Annotated in this window: 15 protein-coding genes; 3 read left to right on the top strand and 12 right to left on the bottom strand. The window is 74.0% G+C overall.

Features of this window, described 5'->3' with window-relative positions:
* The first annotated feature begins 38 nt into the window (after positions 1 to 38).
* Complete coding sequence (locus AVW11_RS07385; RefSeq protein ID WP_030841339.1) at positions 39 to 1,208, top strand: steroid 3-ketoacyl-CoA thiolase; 1,170 nt, start codon at positions 39 to 41, stop codon at positions 1,206 to 1,208.
* Positions 1,209 to 1,655: 447 nt separating this feature from the next.
* Here the strand turns inward: AVW11_RS07385 and AVW11_RS07380 are convergent, their stop codons facing one another.
* The 6 genes from AVW11_RS07380 to AVW11_RS07355 form a co-directional block, all read right to left on the bottom strand.
* Complete coding sequence (locus AVW11_RS07380) at positions 1,656 to 2,555, bottom strand: ECF transporter S component (protein ID WP_060178301.1); 900 nt, start codon at positions 2,553 to 2,555, stop codon at positions 1,656 to 1,658.
* The gene (locus tag AVW11_RS07375; protein ID WP_076043566.1) at positions 2,552 to 4,360 is read right to left on the bottom strand and encodes an ABC transporter ATP-binding protein; all 1,809 of its coding nucleotides are present in this window, start codon (positions 4,358 to 4,360) and stop codon (positions 2,552 to 2,554) included. Before AVW11_RS07375 ends, AVW11_RS07380 begins: the two co-directional genes overlap by 4 nt.
* Positions 4,357 to 5,517: an energy-coupling factor transporter transmembrane component T gene (locus AVW11_RS07370; RefSeq protein ID WP_076043565.1), complete on the bottom strand. Its 1,161-nt coding sequence runs from the start codon at positions 5,515 to 5,517 to the stop codon at positions 4,357 to 4,359. Before AVW11_RS07370 ends, AVW11_RS07375 begins: the two co-directional genes overlap by 4 nt.
* A gap of 128 nt (positions 5,518 to 5,645) precedes the next feature.
* Entirely contained in the window at positions 5,646 to 6,305 is a 660-nt protein-coding gene (locus tag AVW11_RS07365; RefSeq protein WP_060178298.1) for an SCO2322 family protein, read from the bottom strand.
* Positions 6,305 to 7,579 carry a prenyltransferase/squalene oxidase repeat-containing protein gene (locus tag AVW11_RS07360; protein WP_076043564.1) on the bottom strand — a complete coding sequence of 425 codons (1,275 nt, stop codon included), beginning with the start codon at positions 7,577 to 7,579 and terminating at the stop codon, positions 6,305 to 6,307. Before AVW11_RS07360 ends, AVW11_RS07365 begins: the two co-directional genes overlap by 1 nt.
* Positions 7,580 to 7,879: 300 nt before the next feature.
* Entirely contained in the window at positions 7,880 to 8,929 is a 1,050-nt protein-coding gene (locus AVW11_RS07355) for an MBL fold metallo-hydrolase (protein ID WP_030852316.1), read from the bottom strand.
* A 181-nt stretch (positions 8,930 to 9,110) separates the two neighbouring features.
* On the opposite strand from AVW11_RS07355, the gene AVW11_RS07350 reads away from it, so the two are divergent.
* Together AVW11_RS07350 and AVW11_RS07345 are read left to right on the top strand one after the other, a co-directional pair.
* The gene (locus AVW11_RS07350) at positions 9,111 to 10,574 is read left to right on the top strand and encodes an aldehyde dehydrogenase (protein WP_060178295.1); all 1,464 of its coding nucleotides are present in this window, start codon (positions 9,111 to 9,113) and stop codon (positions 10,572 to 10,574) included.
* Complete coding sequence (locus tag AVW11_RS07345) at positions 10,574 to 10,807, top strand: ferredoxin (RefSeq protein WP_030852321.1); 234 nt, start codon at positions 10,574 to 10,576, stop codon at positions 10,805 to 10,807. The genes AVW11_RS07350 and AVW11_RS07345 overlap by 1 nt, the downstream gene beginning before the upstream one ends.
* A 52-nt stretch (positions 10,808 to 10,859) precedes the next feature.
* Here the strand turns inward: AVW11_RS07345 and AVW11_RS07340 are convergent, their stop codons facing one another.
* The 6 genes from AVW11_RS07340 to AVW11_RS07315 form a co-directional block, all read right to left on the bottom strand.
* On the bottom strand, positions 10,860 to 11,231 hold the full coding sequence (locus AVW11_RS07340) for a VOC family protein (RefSeq protein WP_030852324.1): 372 nt from the start codon (positions 11,229 to 11,231) through the stop codon (positions 10,860 to 10,862).
* 124 nt (positions 11,232 to 11,355) lie between these two features.
* Positions 11,356 to 12,396 carry a TauD/TfdA family dioxygenase gene (locus tag AVW11_RS07335; RefSeq protein WP_060178294.1) on the bottom strand — a complete coding sequence of 347 codons (1,041 nt, stop codon included), beginning with the start codon at positions 12,394 to 12,396 and terminating at the stop codon, positions 11,356 to 11,358.
* Positions 12,397 to 12,426: 30 nt separating this feature from the next.
* Complete coding sequence (locus AVW11_RS07330; protein ID WP_076043563.1) at positions 12,427 to 13,440, bottom strand: HesA/MoeB/ThiF family protein; 1,014 nt, start codon at positions 13,438 to 13,440, stop codon at positions 12,427 to 12,429.
* The gene (locus tag AVW11_RS07325) at positions 13,437 to 14,336 is read right to left on the bottom strand and encodes a hypothetical protein (RefSeq protein ID WP_076043562.1); all 900 of its coding nucleotides are present in this window, start codon (positions 14,334 to 14,336) and stop codon (positions 13,437 to 13,439) included. The genes AVW11_RS07330 and AVW11_RS07325 overlap by 4 nt, the downstream gene beginning before the upstream one ends.
* A complete protein-coding gene (locus AVW11_RS07320; RefSeq protein ID WP_076043561.1) occupies positions 14,333 to 15,544 on the bottom strand; it encodes an acyl-CoA dehydrogenase family protein in 1,212 nt (403 codons plus the stop codon). Before AVW11_RS07320 ends, AVW11_RS07325 begins: the two co-directional genes overlap by 4 nt.
* A gap of 22 nt (positions 15,545 to 15,566) precedes the next feature.
* Positions 15,567 to 15,887, bottom strand: a complete 321-nt coding sequence (locus AVW11_RS07315) for a hypothetical protein (RefSeq protein ID WP_030852338.1) — start codon at positions 15,885 to 15,887, stop codon at positions 15,567 to 15,569.
* Between the last annotated feature and the right edge of the window lie 436 nt (positions 15,888 to 16,323).

The raw sequence follows: 16,323 nt of genomic DNA, 5'->3' as shown, positions 1-16,323 counted from the left end.
GCCCGCCGCGCTGGCGCTGTGCAGGAGAGGACGAGCTCATGGCCGCGGAACCCGTCATCGTCGAAGCCGTACGCACCCCCATCGGCAAGCGCGGAGGTGCGCTCGCCAACCTCCATCCCGCCTACCTGCTCGGTGAGACCTACCGCGAACTCCTCGCCCGTACCGGAATCCAGCCCGACTGCGTCGAGCAGATCGTCGGCGGCACCGTCACCCACGCCGGCGAGCAGTCCATGAACCCCGCCCGCAACGCCTGGCTCGCCATGGGCCTCCCCTACGAGACGGCCGCCACGACCGTGGACTGCCAGTGCGGCAGCTCGCAGCAGGCCAATCACATGGTCGCCAACATGATCTCCGGCGGGGTCATGGACATCGGCATCGCCTGCGGGGTCGAGGCCATGAGCCGCGTGCCGCTGGGCTCGGGCTCCAAGCACGGCCCGGGCAAGCCCTTTCCGGACGAGTGGAACGTCGATCTCCCCAACCAGTTCGAGGCCGCCGAACGCATCGCCCGCAACCGGGGCCTGACCCGCGAGGACGTCGACCGGCTGGGGCTGCGCTCCCAGGAGCGGGCCCAGGCCGCATGGGCGGAGGAGCGCTTCAAGCGCGAGACCTTCGCCGTGCAGGTGCCCACCACGGAGGAGGAGCAGGCCGCCGGCCAGGGCATGTGGCGCCTGGTCGACCGGGACGAGGGCCTGCGCGACACCAGCATGGAGGCCCTGGCCCGGCTCAAGCCGGTCATGCCCACCGCCGTGCACACCGCGGGCAACTCCTCGCAGATATCCGACGGCGCGGCCGCCGTCATGTGGGCCTCGCGCAAGATGGCCCGCGCCCTCAAGCTCAAGCCGCGCGCCCGGATCGTCGCCCAGACGCTCGTCGGCGCCGACCCCCACTACCACCTCGACGGGCCGATCGACGCCACGCGGGCCGTGCTCGGCAAGGCCGGCATGTCCCTCAAGGACATCGACCTGGTCGAGATCAACGAAGCCTTCGCCTCCGTAGTCCTCAGCTGGGCCAAGGTCTTCGACCAGGACCTGGAGAAGGTCAACGTCAACGGCGGCGGCATCGCCCTCGGCCACCCCGTCGGCGCCACCGGCGCCCGCCTGATCACCACCGCACTGCACGAGCTGGAACGCCGCGACAAGGAGTTCGCGCTGATCACCATGTGCGCCGGCGGCGCACTGGCGACCGGGACGATCATCCAGCGCCTCTGACAGCGCCCGCGCGCACACCCCCGCGCGCACAGCGCCCGCGATCCCGTGGGATGGGATGCAGAAGGCCCCGGCGGCCGGACCTGGGGAGGTCGGCCGCCGGGGCCTTCGTATGTCTCGCTGCTCCCGCTCCTGCGGGTGCTGCTGCTGCCCGCCGGCGGCTTAGTACCAGTGGTTGGCCTGCCAGAAGTTCCAGGCGCNNGAGGGAGAGGGGTTCGTCGGCGGCGGGTGAGGACCCGTGCCGCCTTGCGACACGTTCAGTTCTACAGACCGCCCCGGGGCGGTGGCAAAGCCCGCGCCTACTAACGCGCCTCGCACACCCGGGCCGGCCGAACCCTCCCAAAAAGGGCAAGTACCCGGCTGTCGGCCGCCCCGGGGTCTCCTACCGGACCTCGTATGTGACCTGCGTCCTGTGGGCCGCCTCACCGGCGAGGGCCCCCGGACTCACCCTTAGTGGCCGGACCCGCACCCGTCCGCGACAGGTCTGCGCCCTTCCGCGCCGCCGGAATCGAAGGAGGCGGGCGCATCGAACGCGGCCCTGCGCGTCGCCCGCCGCAGCGCCCGCAGCAGCGTGCCGCCCAGCGTGAGCGTCAGGACGACCGTCAGCACCGCCCGGCCCAGGTCCCAGCCCAGCGACGTCGCCAGGTAGTACGCGACGAACCTCGCCAGGTTCGCGGCCAGCGGCTCCCCCGCGTGGAAGGAGATGCCGTCACTCATACCCGGGATGATCGTCCACCCCTGCAGGTTCATGACCGCGCCGTACGCGAAGGCGCCCGCGAAGCCGTACGCGGCCAGCATCAGCAGCTCCGCCCGGCCCCGGATCCGCTCCGGGCCCGGCAGCAGCCCGGCCCCCAGCGCGAACCAGCCCATCGTCAGCATCTGGAACGGCATCCACGGCCCGACCCCGCCCGTCAGCAGCGCGGAGGCGAACATCGTCACCGAGCCCAGTACGAAGCCGAAGCCCGGGCCGAGCACCCGCCCGGCCAGCACCATCAGGAAGAACATCGGCTCCAGGCCGGCCGTGCCCGCGCCCAGCGGTCTCAGCGCCGCCCCGACGGCCGCGAGCACGCCGAGCATCGCCACCGCCTTCGCGTCCATGCCGTGGTCGGCGATCGTCGCCACGACCACGGCGACCAGGAGCGGCAGCAGCGCGGCGAACAGCCACGGGGCGTCCTGGGAGTGCGCGAGCAGCCCCGACTGCCGGTCGGCGAGGAGCGGCCAGCCGAAGGCCCCGATGCCGATGAGGGTGACCAGCACCAGGGCGGCGGCGCCCCGCGGGCCGATCCGGACCGGCCGGTTCTTCGGGCGGTTCTTCGGGCGGTTCTGCGGCCGGTCCGCCGGGCTCTTCATCGGGCCGCCGCCGCGTCGAGGGCCTCGGCGACCTGCCCCACGGTGAGCCAGCGGCCCGGCGCCAGCACCTTCGCCACCTGGGGCGCGAAGGCCGGCGAGGACACCACCACCTCCGCCGTCGGGCCGTCCGCCACGACCTCCCCGCCCGCCAGGATCACCACACGGTCGGCCAGTTCCGCGGCCAGCTCCACGTCGTGGGTGGCCAGGACGACGGCGTGCCCGTCGGCGGCCAGGCCCCGCAGGATCTCGATCAGGCGGGCCTTGGCGGCGTAGTCCAGACCACGCGTCGGCTCGTCGAGCAGCAGAAGAGCCGGCCGGCCCGTGAGGACCAGCGCCAGCGCCAGGGCCAGCCGCTGGCCCTCGGACAGGTCACGGGGATGCGTGTCGTCGGGGACACCCGGCAGCAGGCCGCGGACCAGCGCCCGGCAGGTGCCCGGCGCCGCCCCGGCGTCGGAGTCGGCGGCGGCGCACTCGGCGGCGACCGTGTCGGCGTAGAGCAGGTCGCGGGGCTCCTGAGGGACGAGGCCGACATGGCGCACCATCTCGGGAGGCGGCGTGCGGTGCGGGGTCCGGCCGCCGACGGTCACCGCGCCGGCGGTGGGGGCGAGCGTACCGACGAGGGTGGAGAGCAGGGTGGACTTGCCGGCGCCGTTGCGGCCCATCAGGGCCACGATCTCGCCGGGCGCCACCGCGAGGTCGATGCCGCGCAGCACCTCGGTGCCGGCGCGGCGCAGGCCGAGGTTGCGGGCCCGAGCGGTGTCGCCTGCGGCGGGCTCGGTGGGTTGCGGCTTGCCGCGGCGCAGCAGACGGGCGAGCAGTCCGGGTGCGGCGCCGCCGCCGGGGGCGCCGCCCCCGGACCCCCGCGCCTCAAACGCCGGCGGGGCTGGAGGAGCGGGGCGCCTCGCGGGTCCGGGCAGAGCCTGGGCAACGGCGCCGGGGGCGGGCCCGGTCACAGGGTGCACGGGGTTGCCCGGTGCGGAGCCCGCCGCAGGTGAGAGGCGGCTGCGCAGGGGGGCGGCCCGGCGGCGGGCGTCGCGGACGGAGAGGGGGAGCGGGGACCAGCCCGCGAGGCGGCCCAGGGAGACCACCGGCGGGCAGACCGGGGAGACGGCCATCACCTCGGCCGGCGAGCCCAGCACCGGTGCCGCGCCGCGGGCGGGCAGCAGCAGGACGCGGTCGGCGTACTGCACCACCCGCTCCAGCCGGTGCTCGGCCATCAGCACGGTGGTGCCCAGGTCGTGGACCAGCCGTTGCAGGACCGCCAGGACCTCCTCGGCCGCCGCCGGGTCCAGCGCGGACGTAGGCTCGTCCAGCACCAGCACCTTCGGGTGCGTGGTCAGCACCGAGCCGATCGCCACCCGCTGCTGCTGGCCGCCGGACAGCGTCGCGATCGGCCGGTCGCGCAGTTCGTTGAGGCCCAGCAGGTCGAGGGTCTCCTCCACCCGGCGGCGCATCACCGCGGGCGGCAGGCCGAGGGACTCCATCCCGTAGGCCAGCTCGTCCTCCACCACGTCCGTCACGAAGTGCGCCAGGGGGTCCTGGCCCACCGTGCCCACCACGTCCGCGAGCTCCCGCGGCCGGTGCGTACGCGTGTCACGGCCCGCGACCGTGACCCGGCCGCGCAGGGTGCCGCCGGTGAAGTGCGGGACCAGTCCGCTCACCGTCCCCAGCAGCGTGGACTTGCCGACCCCGGACGGGCCGACCAGCAGCGTCAGCTCACCCTCCGGGATCTCCAGGTCGACATCCCGCACCGACGGGGCGCAGGCGCCGTCGTAGGTGACCGACACCTGCTCGAAGCGGATCACTGCGATGCCTCCTTGGGCGGTACGGGTGCCACGAAGGCGGGCAGCAGGCCGATCAGCACCGCGGCCGCCGGCCACAACGGCAGCGAGGGCGCCACCAGCGGGACCACACCCGGATGCAGACCGGCCGGATCGACACCGCCGGCGTGGATGAGCAGGCCGGCGACGGCAGCCCCGGAACCGGCGACCAGCCAGGCCCGCATCCCCCACCGGTCGGGCCGGTAGCGGGTGCGCACCGACCGGCGTCCGCCGAGCCGCAGACCCGCAAGCGCCAGGGCCGCCCCGAGGCCGAGCACGGGCAGCCCGTACGCGGCGCCCTGCGCGGCCAGCAGCCCGTAGGTGCCCGCGCACATGCCGAGCAGGCCACCGAGGGTGAGGACGGTGGTGGTGTGCCGGACGGCCGACGGGACCGCGGCCGTACGGCCGTAGCCGCGGGCGTCCATCGACGCGGCGACCGCGACCGAGCGCTCCAGGGCGCCCTCCAGCACCGGCAGGCCGATCTGCAGGACGGCCTTGATCCCGCCGGTGGGGCGGCCGCGCAGCCGGCGGGCGGTGCGCAGGCGCACGACGTCGGCGACGAGGTTCGGCGCGAACGTCATGGCGACGACGACCGCCACCCCGGCCTCGTACAGGGCGGCCGGCAGGGACTTCAGCAGCCGGGACGGATTGGCGAGGGCGTTCGCGGCGCCCACGCAGACCAGGAGCGCGGCCAGCTTCGCACCGTCGTAGAAGGAGAAGACGAGCTGTTCGGCGGTGACCCTTCCGCCGAACCGGATGCCCTGCGCCCACGCGGGCAGCGGGACCTCCGGCAGGGCGAAGAGGGTGTGCGAGCCGGGGATGGACGAGCCCAGGAGCATCGAGAAGACCAGGCGCAGGCCGATGACGACGAGGCCGAGCTTGAGGAAGGCCCCGTAGGAGCGGGCCCAGGGCGCGTCCGTGCGGCGCGCCGCCACCACGAAGCCGGCGACGCCGACGATCAGCCCGAGCACGAGGGGATTGGTCGTGCGGGACGCGGCGGTGGCAAGACCCAGGGCCCACAGCCACCAGGCCCCCGCGTGCAGGGCGGTGGCCCGGCCGGCCTGCGGGGGCCGGAAGCGTTCGTACGCCGACCGGCGCGGGGAGTCCGCCGCCGCGGGCGCGCTCCGCCGGGCCGGGGGCACGCCGCCGGGTGCGGCTCCGGTGGGCGCTCCGGTGCGGGGCGCTCCGGTACGGGGTCCGCCGCGTGTTCCCGTCGAAGCCCCGCTGTGTACCCCGCCGGGGGCTCCGGCGGGGCGTGACGCGCGGTGGGTCATCGGTTCCGGCGGCGGGACTGCCACACAGCCGCGGCGGCCAGGGCCGCGACCGCGGCGATGCCCACCAGCAGCCCGGCGGAGGGGCCGCCACCGCCCGGGGCGGACCCGGACGGCTCGGCGGACGCCTGCGCCGTGCCGGTCTCCGCGATCTGCTCGCCGCAACCGTGCCGCGGATAGTCCGAGATCGCGCACAGCAGCGCCGCGCTGTTGTAGCGCAGCGGTTTCGCGACCGCCGCCAGCGCCTCGGCCGTCGTGGCCTCGGGCGCCACCTGCGCACAGGCCGTGCGCGGTGCCTCCTGCGGCACCACCTCGCCCGTCGGGGCGTCCGCCTGCACACCGAAGTCGATGACGAGGGCCACCCGCTTGCGGCCCTCCGCCGGGGCGGTCGCCCCGCACACGGCCTCGAAGTCGGCCGCCGCCCGCGGCTTCGCCGCCTCCGTCGCCGCGTCCTTGCTCACCGCGAAGCGGAAGCCCTGGACGGAGCCGTCCGCGGGGCGGGCCAGTGCCGGGCCCTGCGTGGCGTACGTCCACCGGCCGTCGGCCGCGCCGTCCCAGAACGACCAGTAGCGGTAGCCGGCCGCCAGCGCCGGAGCGGCGGCCAGCAGGGCCAGGACGATGCCGAGGGCGAGGGCCGCGGCGGGCAGGCGGCGGCGCATCAGAGCTGGTTCTTCTTCCGGCGGCCGCTCAGCAGGATGCCGATGCCCATGCCGGCCGCGGCGCCCGCGCCGATGATCCACCAGAGGTTCTGGCCGCCGGAGGGCTCCTTCTTCTCGCCCTCCACCTCGGTCGCGCCGGTGTCCGCGCCCTGCGGGGCCGGGCCCGTCGCGTTCAGTGCGGCCACGAGGTCGGTGCCGCCGAAGGACTTGGGGTCGGTGCCCGTGGCGTGCGCGGCGAGGACCAGGGTGCCCAGGGCGGCCGGGGAGCCCTTGGCCCACTCGGCGGAGTTGCCCTTGAGCCACTCCAGCGCGCCCGCCGCCGACTGCTTGTGCCCGGCCGCGGCCAGCGCGATCACCGCGTCGGCGGTGTTGCCGATGTCCGCGGCCGGCTGGTCCGCACCCGGGGTGAGGGCGGTGAGGTGGCCGTCCTTCTTGAGGGCCTCGGCCAGGTAGCCGGCGCCGCCCTGGGCGGCGGCCGCGGCACCGGCCGCCGGGTCCGCGGCCGCCGCGGCCGGGCAGGCCAGCGCGGTCGCGGGGGTGTCCGTACCGGACGGGACGACGGCCGTGCCCTTGCCCAGGCCGGCCAGGGTCGCGGCGGCCGTGGCGTCGGCGTTGGCGACCAGCTTGCCGCCGACCGGCTGGAACGCGAAGGCGCCCCGGTCCGCGGCCGGCTCGGCGGCGCAGCCCAGCTGGAAGGAGAGCAGCGACTCGTACGGGGACTTGCCCGCCTTCGACTTCGTCTCGGCCGGCTTCTCGCCCGCCGTGGCCAGGGCGCTGATCACGAGGGCGGTCGAGTTGGCGTCGGTGCCGCCGTCCATGGCGCCGCCGGGGTTGGAGCTCCAGCCGCCGTCCTCGTTCTGTACGGACTTCAGCCAGCCCACGGCCTTCTTGACGGTGTCGTCGTGGCCGCCGAGCGCGGTCAGCGCCTGCACGGCCGCGGCCGTCGCGTTGGAGTCGATGTACGCGGTCGCGTCGCAGTCCTTGGCGGTGTCGGCGCGGAAGGCGGGGAAGGAGCCGTTCGCGCACTGCTGTGCGACCAGCCAGTCCACGGCCTGCGCGGCGGGCTTCACGCCGACGGTGTCCTGGGCGAGCAGCGCGAAGGACTGCCGCCACACGCCGTCGTAGGTGGGGTCGTTCTTGCCGTAGAGCCCGGAGGGGATCACCGGGGGCGCGGAGGGGGAGGGCGGCGCGGTGTCGGCGAGGGCTGCGGGGGCGGCACCCGCACAGAGCACGGCGGAGGCGGCGAGCGCGGCGGCGCTGCGGCGGACGGTCATGGGGGAGGGTGCCTCTCCTGCTGGGGAACCGGGGCAGGCACGCACGGGCACCGGGCTCCGGCTCCGTTTCCTCGACGGTGCCGGCCGCCGGGAGGACCGGCGGCACGAGCCGCGCACTGGCGTACGGGGCATTCCGGCTTCCCGCCCGGGTGGTGCCGGGGCGGGTCACGGTTGCGGGTCAGCGCCGGAATCGCACCGGCTTCCCCCCGTACGGGTGTGGACGACCGCCTCACTCTACCGGCCCGTAGCTCCCGGGCCCGGTGGCGTCCGGTGGATCATGGCCGGACCGGGTGCCGGGCCTCACAGCGCCCGGTACGCCACCGGGTCGGTGCCCGGGACAGCCTCGGCGCGGCCCTGCTTCACCAGCCGCCGCAGATGCGCCTCCGCCTCGGACACGGCGATGTTGCGGGAGCCGTACGGGATCTGCTCCCAAGGCCGGTTCCACTCCATCCGCTCGGCCAGACCCCACGGGGTCAGCGGCTCTGCCAGCAGTGCCCGCAGCCCCGCCAGGCGTTCCTCGTGGTGGTCCAGGAGCTCCCGTACGCGGCCGGGTGCGTCGGTGAAGGCGTGCTGGTGGGCGGGGAGCACCTCGGCCGGCGCCAGGCGGCCGACGCGTTCGAGGGAGTCGAGGTAGTCGCCGAGGGGATCGGTGACGCGGGTGTCCTCGGGGGCCTCGTACAGGCCGATGTGCGGGGAGATCCCGGGCAGCAGGTGGTCGCCGGAGAAGAGGCGGCCGTTGCCGGGGAGGTTCGCCGGGTGCTGTTCCTCCAGGTGCAGGCAGACGTGGCCGGGGGTGTGGCCGGGGGTCCAGATCGCCCGCAGCCGGCGCCCGGCGAGGGGGAGCAGCTCGGCGGGGACGATCTCCCGGTCGGGGACCGCGGCGCGCAGCCCGGGCAGGGTCCGCATGCGGCCGCTCGCGCGGGCGGCGCGCAGCGGGGCGATGTGCTCCTCGGGGGCTCCGGCCGCGGCGAGCTTCGCGCTCATGTAGTCGAACCACACGCCGGGCTCGGAGGACCGGGTGCGCAGGACGACCTCGGTGTCGGCGGCGTGCATGGCGATCCACGCGCCCGACGCCCCGCGGACCTTGCCGGACAGGCCGTGGTGGTCGGGGTGGTGGTGGGTGATGACCACGCCGTGGACGTCGGCGATCGCGATGCCGAGTGCGGCGAGGCCGGCGACGAGGGTGTCCCAGGACTCGGGGTCGTCCCAGCCGGTGTCGACGAGGACCGGGCCGCGGTCGGTGTCGAGGACGTGGACGAGGGTGTGTCCGAGGGGGTTGTCGGGGATGGGCACCTTGATCCCCCACACGCCTCCGCCGTGATCGGTGACCTGTGACGTGTCCTGCGGCATGAGCCCTCCGCCTGTCGGCCGTCCTCGAACGAGAACGCGTTCCAGTAGTAGCCCAAGTCGACCATCCGGGCGGCTTTCTGGCTAGTCGTTGGATCTTCTCCCCTCTTCCGTCCCGGCCGTGGACTCCTAGAACTAGAACTGGTATCAGTTCGGGAACGCCAAGCCGCAGGAGGCCTCAGCCATGACGGAGCTCGTGGAACACGGAAAACTGTTCATCGGCGGAGAGTGGACGGATCCGCTGGGCACCGACACCATCCGGATCGTCTCCCCCCACACCGAGCAGGTCATCGGCTCCGTCCCGCACGCCTCCGAGGCCGACGTCGACCGCGCCGTCGCGGTCGCGCGCAAGGCCTTCGACGAAGGGCCCTGGCCGCGGATGACGCTGGAGGAGCGCATCGCGGTCGTCTCCCGCATCAAGGACGCCATCGCCGTCCGCCACGAGGAGATCGCCCGCTCGATCAGCTCCCAGAACGGCTCCCCGTACTCCTGGAGCGTCCTGGCCCAGGCGCTCGGCCCGATGATGGTCTACGACGCCGCGATCACCGTCGCCCGCGCGTACCCCTACGAGGAGCACCGCCAAGGCGTGCTCGGCCCGATCCTGGTGCGCCGTGAGCCCGTGGGGGTGGTCGCCGCCGTCATCCCGTGGAACGTCCCGCAGTTCGTCGCGGCCGCCAAGCTGGCCCCCGCCCTGCTGTCCGGCTCCACCGTGATCCTCAAGCCCTCCCCGGAGGCGCCGCTGGACTCCTACATCCTCGCCGACATCGCGCGCGAGGCCGGGGTACCCGAGGGCGTGCTGTCGATCCTGCCCGCCGACCGCGAGGTCAGCGAGTACCTCGTCGGCCACCCCGGCATCGACAAGGTCGCCTTCACCGGCTCCGTCGCCGCCGGCAGGCGCGTGATGGAGGTCGCCGCGCGCAACCTCACCCGGGTCACCCTCGAACTCGGCGGGAAGTCCGCCGCCGTCGTCCTCCCGGACGCCGACGTGGACAGTGCCGTCGCCGGGATCGTGCCCGCCGCCTGGATGAACAACGGCCAGGCCTGCGTGGCGCAGACCCGGATCCTCGCCCCCCGCAGCCGCTACGAGGAGGTGGCCGAGGCCCTCGCGGCGGCCGCCGGCGCACTGGTCGTCGGCGACCCGCTCGACCCGGCGACGCAGCTCGGCCCGCTCGTCGCCCGGCGCCAGCAGCAGCGCTCACTGGACTACATCCGGATCGGCCAGGAGGAGGGCGCGAAGGTCCTGGCGGGCGGCGGCCGCCCGACCGGCCTCGACCGGGGCTGGTACGTGGAGCCCACGCTCTTCGGCGATGTCGACAACTCCATGCGGATCGCCCGCGAGGAGATCTTCGGGCCCGTCGTCTGCCTGATCCCCTACACGGACGAGGCGGAGGCCGTACGGGTCGCCAACGACTCGGAGTTCGGCCTCAGCGGCAGCGTCTGGACCGGCGACGTCGAGCACGGCATCGACTTCGCCCGGCGGATCCGCACCGGCACCTTCAACGTGAACACCTTCAGCCTGGACATGCTGGGGCCGTTCGGCGGCTACAAGAACAGCGGTCTCGGGCGGGAGTTCGGCCCGGAGGGCCTGGGCGAGTACCTGGAGCACAAGATGATCCACCTGCCGGCGGGCTACGAGGCGGGTGCCTGATGGGGGACCGCTGGCAGGTCGAGGTGGACCGGGGGGTCTGCATCGGCTCGGGCATGTGCGTGAACCACGCCCCGGACGGCTTCGTCCTGGACGCGGCGCGCCAGTCCCACCCCCGCAGCCCGCAGGCGGACGCGAGTGAACCGGTCCTCACGGCGGCGGAGGGCTGCCCGGTCGAAGCCATCATGATCACCCTGGCGGGCACCGGCGAACCGGTCTTCCCACCGGAGGAGTAGGGCGGCGGAGGTGGGGCGGGAGCCGACGGCCCCGCCCCACCTCCGCGAGGCGTCACTTGCGCTCGGCGGCGCTCCGCTCGACGCAGAACTCGTTGCCCTCCGGGTCGGCGAGCGTCACCCACCCGGTGCCGTCGGGCCGGCGGTGGTCGCCGACGACGGTGGCGCCCAGGGCGAGGATGCGCTCCACCTCCTCGTCGCGGGTGCGGTCCTGCGGCTGAAGGTCCACGTGCACACGGTTCTTGACGCTCTTGGCGTCGGGGACGGTCACGAAGAGCAGGGCCGAACCGGGCGCCGTGACCAGCGCCTCGGGGTCTCCGGGGAAGTCGTCGTCGGCGAGCGAGCCGTCCAGGACGGCGGCCCAGAACCGGCCGAGCAGGTAGGCGTCGGAACAGTCAACTGTGATGTGTCGTACGAGAGAAGCCATGGGCCGGACTATCGGACGCGCCGGCGATCCCTGTCCAGCGAAATAAGCTCCACCTCCCGGACTGGCCGGGAGTGCGGTCCGGGTCCGGCCGGCCGGGCGGGCCGGGCCGGACCCCGGGCGTCCGTCAGGCGGCCGCCGCCAGCCCGCGGGCGGGCCGCCGCGCGGTGATCGCGTTGTGGCTGCGGCCTTCGCCGAGGTCGTCGAGGACCGGGCGCAGGTCGGCCAGGGCGAAGGAGCGGCGCAGCCAGCGGTCCGCACCGTCGTAGCGCGGGGTGAAGCCCGTCCGCCCGTGCACCGTGCGGCGGTTGTCGAGGATGACCAGCTCGCCGGGCCGCAGCACGATGCCGCGCAGGGACCCGAGTACGGCGTCCTCCAGCTCGGCGAGAGCGGCCCGGGCCGCCGGGGTGGTGCCGATCGTGCCGTGGAAGTCCACCCGCAGGTCGGGGTTGGCCTCCGGGCCGGAGAGCACCGGCACGGGCGGCGTCAGGACCTCCTCGTCCGTGTCGTGCACGAAGGAGGTGCTGAACCTGGTCCTGAACTCCGGTCGGCGCAGGGCGGCGACGGTCTCCTCGGCCAGGTGCGGCAGGACGTCGCCGATGCCGCCGGTCACGGTGGCCGCGCGTCCGTCGCGGTCGCCGCGCAGGCAGATCAGGCTCAGGAAGTGCGGGGCGGCGGGGTGGAAGCCGTCCTCCGTGTGGAGTTCCAGCAGGATGGAGCCGCTGTTCTCCTGGCGGTTCTCGGCGCCGCGCTTGGGGCTGACGTCCTGCACCAGGTTGCCGCTCTTCTCGTCGCTGTACGAGATCGAGCGGCCCAGGACCGACATCACCATCAGCTGGCCGAGCGTCGCCACCGGGACGTCGGTCCAGGCCGGCTCGTCCTCCACCCGGGCCGGGGTGGCGGGCAGGCTGCCGAGGGGGAGCCCCCGCAGCAGAAGGGTGCCGCCGGCGTTGCTCTCGTCGCGGAAGGAGATCAGTGCGCGCCGGACCCGGCTCGGCAGGGCGGCCGCGGCGAGCTCCACGGCGTGGAGGAGGTCGGTGCTGTGCAGGGAGTAGTCCGCGTACTGGGCTGCCACCTTCAGTGCGGCGGCCTCGATGATGTCGGACTCCGTCTCGCTCAGCACGATCCCGGACGGGCGCGCGTCGGCGTACGCGAATTCTTTTCTCATGAGGGCTTTCCTTTCTGCGGGTCGGCTCGGCTAGGCGGCCGGTGCGTAACGGCGGCCGAGGCGGTAGACGGCGGCGGGACTGAAACCGCGCCAGGCCTGCTCGCGCGGGAGGTGGCCCAGGAAGCGGGCCCGCTCCCAGTGCCGGGCGACCCGGTCCACGACCCGGCGCCCCGGCTTCAGTGCGATGTGGTGGACGTCGACGGCGACGGTGCGCGGCACGTCCGCGCCCGCCACCAGCTGATTGACCATGTGCACGGCGAGCGAGCCGAACTGGGTGGCCGCCTCGGTGAGTTGCGGCACGCTGTAGTCGGGCCGGCCCAGACCCCTGCGCAGTTCGCGGTACATCTCGCCGGGGATGTGCGACCTGGGGGCGATACGGAAGATCACTTCCCAGGTGCTCAGCACGTCGGCGTCCTCGGCCAGCAGCTGGCCGTCGAAGATCCTGCGGACCAGCCGGTAGTCGAAGCACTGGGCGGCCAGCATGCCGGCCATGTCCCAGCCGGTGACCAGGGGCTTGCGCTGGCGGCACGCCTCCTGGTGCAGGGCGATCTTCGCGCGCAGCCCCGACGGGGTGGTCACGTCGACCCCGTCGATGACGACCTCGGCCCGCCGGACCAGTTCCCGGACGTTGTCCCGGGTGATGCCGACGGGCACCACCTCGGCCCGGACGTGCGGGTTGATGGCGCGCAGGGCGTCGGCGCCCACCTCGGCCTTGTTGCGGCCGAGGTCGTCGACGGTGGCGTTCTGCCGGTTGAGGTTGTTCAGCTCGTAGGTGCCGACGTCCGCGAGGACGAAGTCGCGGTACCCCATGCGGCCCAGGGGCTGCACGGTGGCGCCGCCGATGGAGCCGCACCCCGCGATGAGCAGGGGGGTGTGCCGGATCTGCTCCTGGAGCGCTGCGGGGATCAGACCGCGGTTGCGCTGGGTGAGGGAGGCGTAGAACAGCTCCTCGTCCAGCTCGCGCGCCTCCGAGGGGGTGCCCACGTCCGGCGGGCCGCCCGGCCCGGTGGTCGTACTCGTGCTCGGGTCCGTGCTCCGGCTCATGTCCGTGCCTCCTGCCGTGCCTCCCGGAAGGCGGTCAGCCGCGCCGCGACCGATCCGGTCTCCCCGGAGGCGAGGATCGCGTCGAGGTGGTTCAGGGTGGGGCGCAGCGCGTCCCCGCGGGTGAGGACGAAGGGGTACGAGCGCTGCTGCTGGTCCCACATGGGGGCGAACAGGTCGGTGGGGTCGGCCGGCAGCGCGGGCACATCGAGGGTCCGCGTGTCGAAGCCGAGCATCGCCAGCTGGAGGATGGCCCCGTTCGGCTTGCCGTCGCCCACGATCGCGGATCCGTCCTCGGCCAGCGCCTGCAGACAGCCCTCGGCCCAGCCCCGGTACACCCACCAGGGCACGGACACCGCGGCCTGCGAACGCTCCATGGCGTAGTCCCGCATGAGCCGCTTGCCCTCCCACACCCGGTCCGCCGGCGTGGCCGGGCCGAGTTCGTCGGCGAGCCGCAGGCCGTAGTCGCGCTCCACGACGAACGGGCGGTGGGCGTCGTCCCCGAGGAGCGTGTGCTCGGGGCTGCGGGTGCGGGCCAGCGTGCCGTAGCCGCGCAGCCGCCAGGTGTCCTCCTCCACCACCAGGGTGTGCTGGTCCTGGAGGGCGTGGGCGTCGTACGGCTCGCCGGCGAGGTCCGCGGCGGCGGCGAGCCCTTCGTCGAGCCAGCCCCGCTTGAGGTACTGGGCCAGCCGGAACCGGTAGATGTCGTCGAGGTACGCGGCAGGCAGCTGCGCCCCCCGCACGGTGAGGGTCAGCAGGCCCTCGGGGCTGGCGGAGCGGAACAGCGGCTCGCCGTCCACGCGGCTGTCGAGGTCGGGCAGCCGGATGTCGGCGGTGTCGCGCAGGACGCGCTCCCGGTAGGAGGCGGTGGCGGGCCCCGTGGAGGTGGCGGTGGTCACCGGACCTCCGGGACGCCGAACAGCTCGCCGGTGATGACCAGCGCGAGGGCCTCCGGGCTGCCTTCGTAGATGCGGGGGCCGTAGGCGTCGCGCAGGACGCGGTCCATCCCGTCCTCCCGCTGGAAGGCGGCGGCGCCGATCAGGCTCATGGCGGCGTCGGCGTTGTCGATCGCGGCGCGGTCGGCCACCAGCTTGGCGACGGCGGGTTCGTAGGCCGGGGTCGGGATGACGGTGTCGGCCTTCAGCACCGCGTCCAGGTACAGGGCGCGCGCGGCGGACACCCGGGCGGACATGTCCGCGAGCTTGCGGGCGGACATCTGGTGCTCGAAGAGCAGCCGGCCGCCCTGGCGGCGGGTGCCGGTCCACGCGACGGCGCGGTCGAGGGCGTGGCGGGCGATGCCGGTGGCGACCGCCGCACAGGTGACGCGGGTGAGGTTGCCGATGGCGACGTTCAGGTCCCAGCCGCCGTTCTCGTCACCGATGACGTTCTCCTCGGGCACCCGGGCGTTGTCGAGGATCAGTTCGCCGGCGGGGGCGGTGCGGTACCCCACCTTGTCGTGGATCTCGCCGCGGGTGACGCCGTCCTGTTCGAGCTCGGTGACGAAGCAGGTCAGTCCGGTCGAACCGGGGGCGCCGTCCAGGTTCGCCATGACGGTGGCGTACGTGGCGACGGGGGCGTTGGTGATGTAGCGCTTGGTGCCGGTCAGCAGGTACTCGCCGCCGGAGCGGCGGGCGACCGTCATGTCCTGCGCGTGGGGCGCCTGCTGCGGCAGGACCAGGTCGGTGCCGTTGCGCTCCTCGGCGACCGCGTTGCAGGCGAGGACCGGCTCCGGCCCGAGGAAGGCGGGGAGGTACTTCTCCTGGAGGCGCGGGTTCTCGCAGATCAGCAGCGGGGTCTGGAACAGGCCGGTGGCACCGAAGACCAGGGCCATGCCCGGGTCGGCGCAGGCCAGCTCCTCCAGGGTCAGCGCGATGGCGAGTTGGCTCAGCCCGAGCCCGCCGAAGTCGCGCGGGATCGCCATCCGCAGCAGGCCGAGTGCGTGGCCCTTGCGGACGGTGTCCCAGTCGACCTGGCCCTTCTCGATCCGGTCGCGCTCGGCGGCGCCGGGGGCGATCTCCTCGCGGGCGAAGGCGACGACCTGCTCCAGGAAGGCGGCCTCGACGGAGTCGAGCAGCGGGTGGGCGGCGGGGTTGTGCGCGTACGTCATGGTGGTTCCTTGTCCGGTGGGGTCAGTGCTGGATGGCGAAGGTCGTCAGGGCCTGCCCGACGGCGAACGTCTGCATGACCGGGCCGTGGGCGGCGACCCGCCGGCTGGTGACGGTCCGCAGGAAGGTGCGGCGTCCCGCGGTCAGGGCCTCGAGGTCCGCGGAGGCGATGCGGAACACATGGGTGGGCTGCGCGTCGGTGAGGGCGCCACGGGGGTCCAGCGTGAACTCGGCGGAGGGCTCGCTGACCACGAAGCGGACGGTGGCGCCCGCGGCCTGCCAGGCGGGGGCGGCCTGCGCGGCGGCGGCCAGCGCGTTCGGGATTTCTTCGGACGAGAGGGCCATGCGGAATTTCCTTCGCGTTCGGGGTCGAAATGACCTGTGGGTACCGGACGGCGGGCCGGCGGGCGCAATGCGCCGGGAATCCGTGGGGTTACCGCTGGAAACCTGATCCATGGGAGCGGAAAGTGCTTCCGAAGGGAATCGGGCAGATTCGGCTCGGGCTTCTTCGTTCGTAGCGCCGGCCGTGCGGTGATCATCAAGCTACAGATATGCCCGATGCCCTGTCCAAGAATTCAATTGCCGCTCCATGCGAATGGAACGGACCGTCCAGCGGGCGGTAATCGGTCGTCCATCGGCGGCTGGAAACGGCCGATGGAACGGAATGTGCGGCCGCTCGCGGGGTGCCGTGCGCGGGTCTTCCGCCCCACGCGAAGTGGGCTTGCAGCCGGGGGAGGCTGCAAGCCCACGTTCAGGGGGATGTGTGGTTGTTCGCGGCGGG

The sequence above is a fragment of the Streptomyces amritsarensis genome, assembly GCF_001953875.1.
In the GTDB taxonomy this organism is placed as follows: domain Bacteria; phylum Actinomycetota; class Actinomycetes; order Streptomycetales; family Streptomycetaceae; genus Streptomyces; species Streptomyces amritsarensis.
Note: the sequence above shows the minus strand (reverse complement) of the source record. Positions and strands in the feature narration are given on the sequence as shown.

Coding starts and splice junctions, on each gene's coding strand:
- AVW11_RS07335 (WP_060178294.1), bottom strand. CDS start 12,396: ATGAGAAAAGAATTCGCGTACGCCGACGCGCGCCCGTCCGGGATCGTG.
- AVW11_RS07350 (WP_060178295.1), top strand. CDS start 9,111: ATGACGGAGCTCGTGGAACACGGAAAACTGTTCATCGGCGGAGAGTGG.
- AVW11_RS07380 (WP_060178301.1), bottom strand. CDS start 2,555: ATGAAGAGCCCGGCGGACCGGCCGCAGAACCGCCCGAAGAACCGCCCG.
- AVW11_RS07320 (WP_076043561.1), bottom strand. CDS start 15,544: ATGACGTACGCGCACAACCCCGCCGCCCACCCGCTGCTCGACTCCGTC.
- AVW11_RS07345 (WP_030852321.1), top strand. CDS start 10,574: ATGGGGGACCGCTGGCAGGTCGAGGTGGACCGGGGGGTCTGCATCGGC.
- AVW11_RS07340 (WP_030852324.1), bottom strand. CDS start 11,231: ATGGCTTCTCTCGTACGACACATCACAGTTGACTGTTCCGACGCCTAC.
- AVW11_RS07315 (WP_030852338.1), bottom strand. CDS start 15,887: ATGGCCCTCTCGTCCGAAGAAATCCCGAACGCGCTGGCCGCCGCCGCG.
- AVW11_RS07330 (WP_076043563.1), bottom strand. CDS start 13,440: ATGAGCCGGAGCACGGACCCGAGCACGAGTACGACCACCGGGCCGGGC.
- AVW11_RS07355 (WP_030852316.1), bottom strand. CDS start 8,929: ATGCCGCAGGACACGTCACAGGTCACCGATCACGGCGGAGGCGTGTGG.
- AVW11_RS07365 (WP_060178298.1), bottom strand. CDS start 6,305: ATGCGCCGCCGCCTGCCCGCCGCGGCCCTCGCCCTCGGCATCGTCCTG.
- AVW11_RS07360 (WP_076043564.1), bottom strand. CDS start 7,579: ATGACCGTCCGCCGCAGCGCCGCCGCGCTCGCCGCCTCCGCCGTGCTC.
- AVW11_RS07385 (WP_030841339.1), top strand. CDS start 39: ATGGCCGCGGAACCCGTCATCGTCGAAGCCGTACGCACCCCCATCGGC.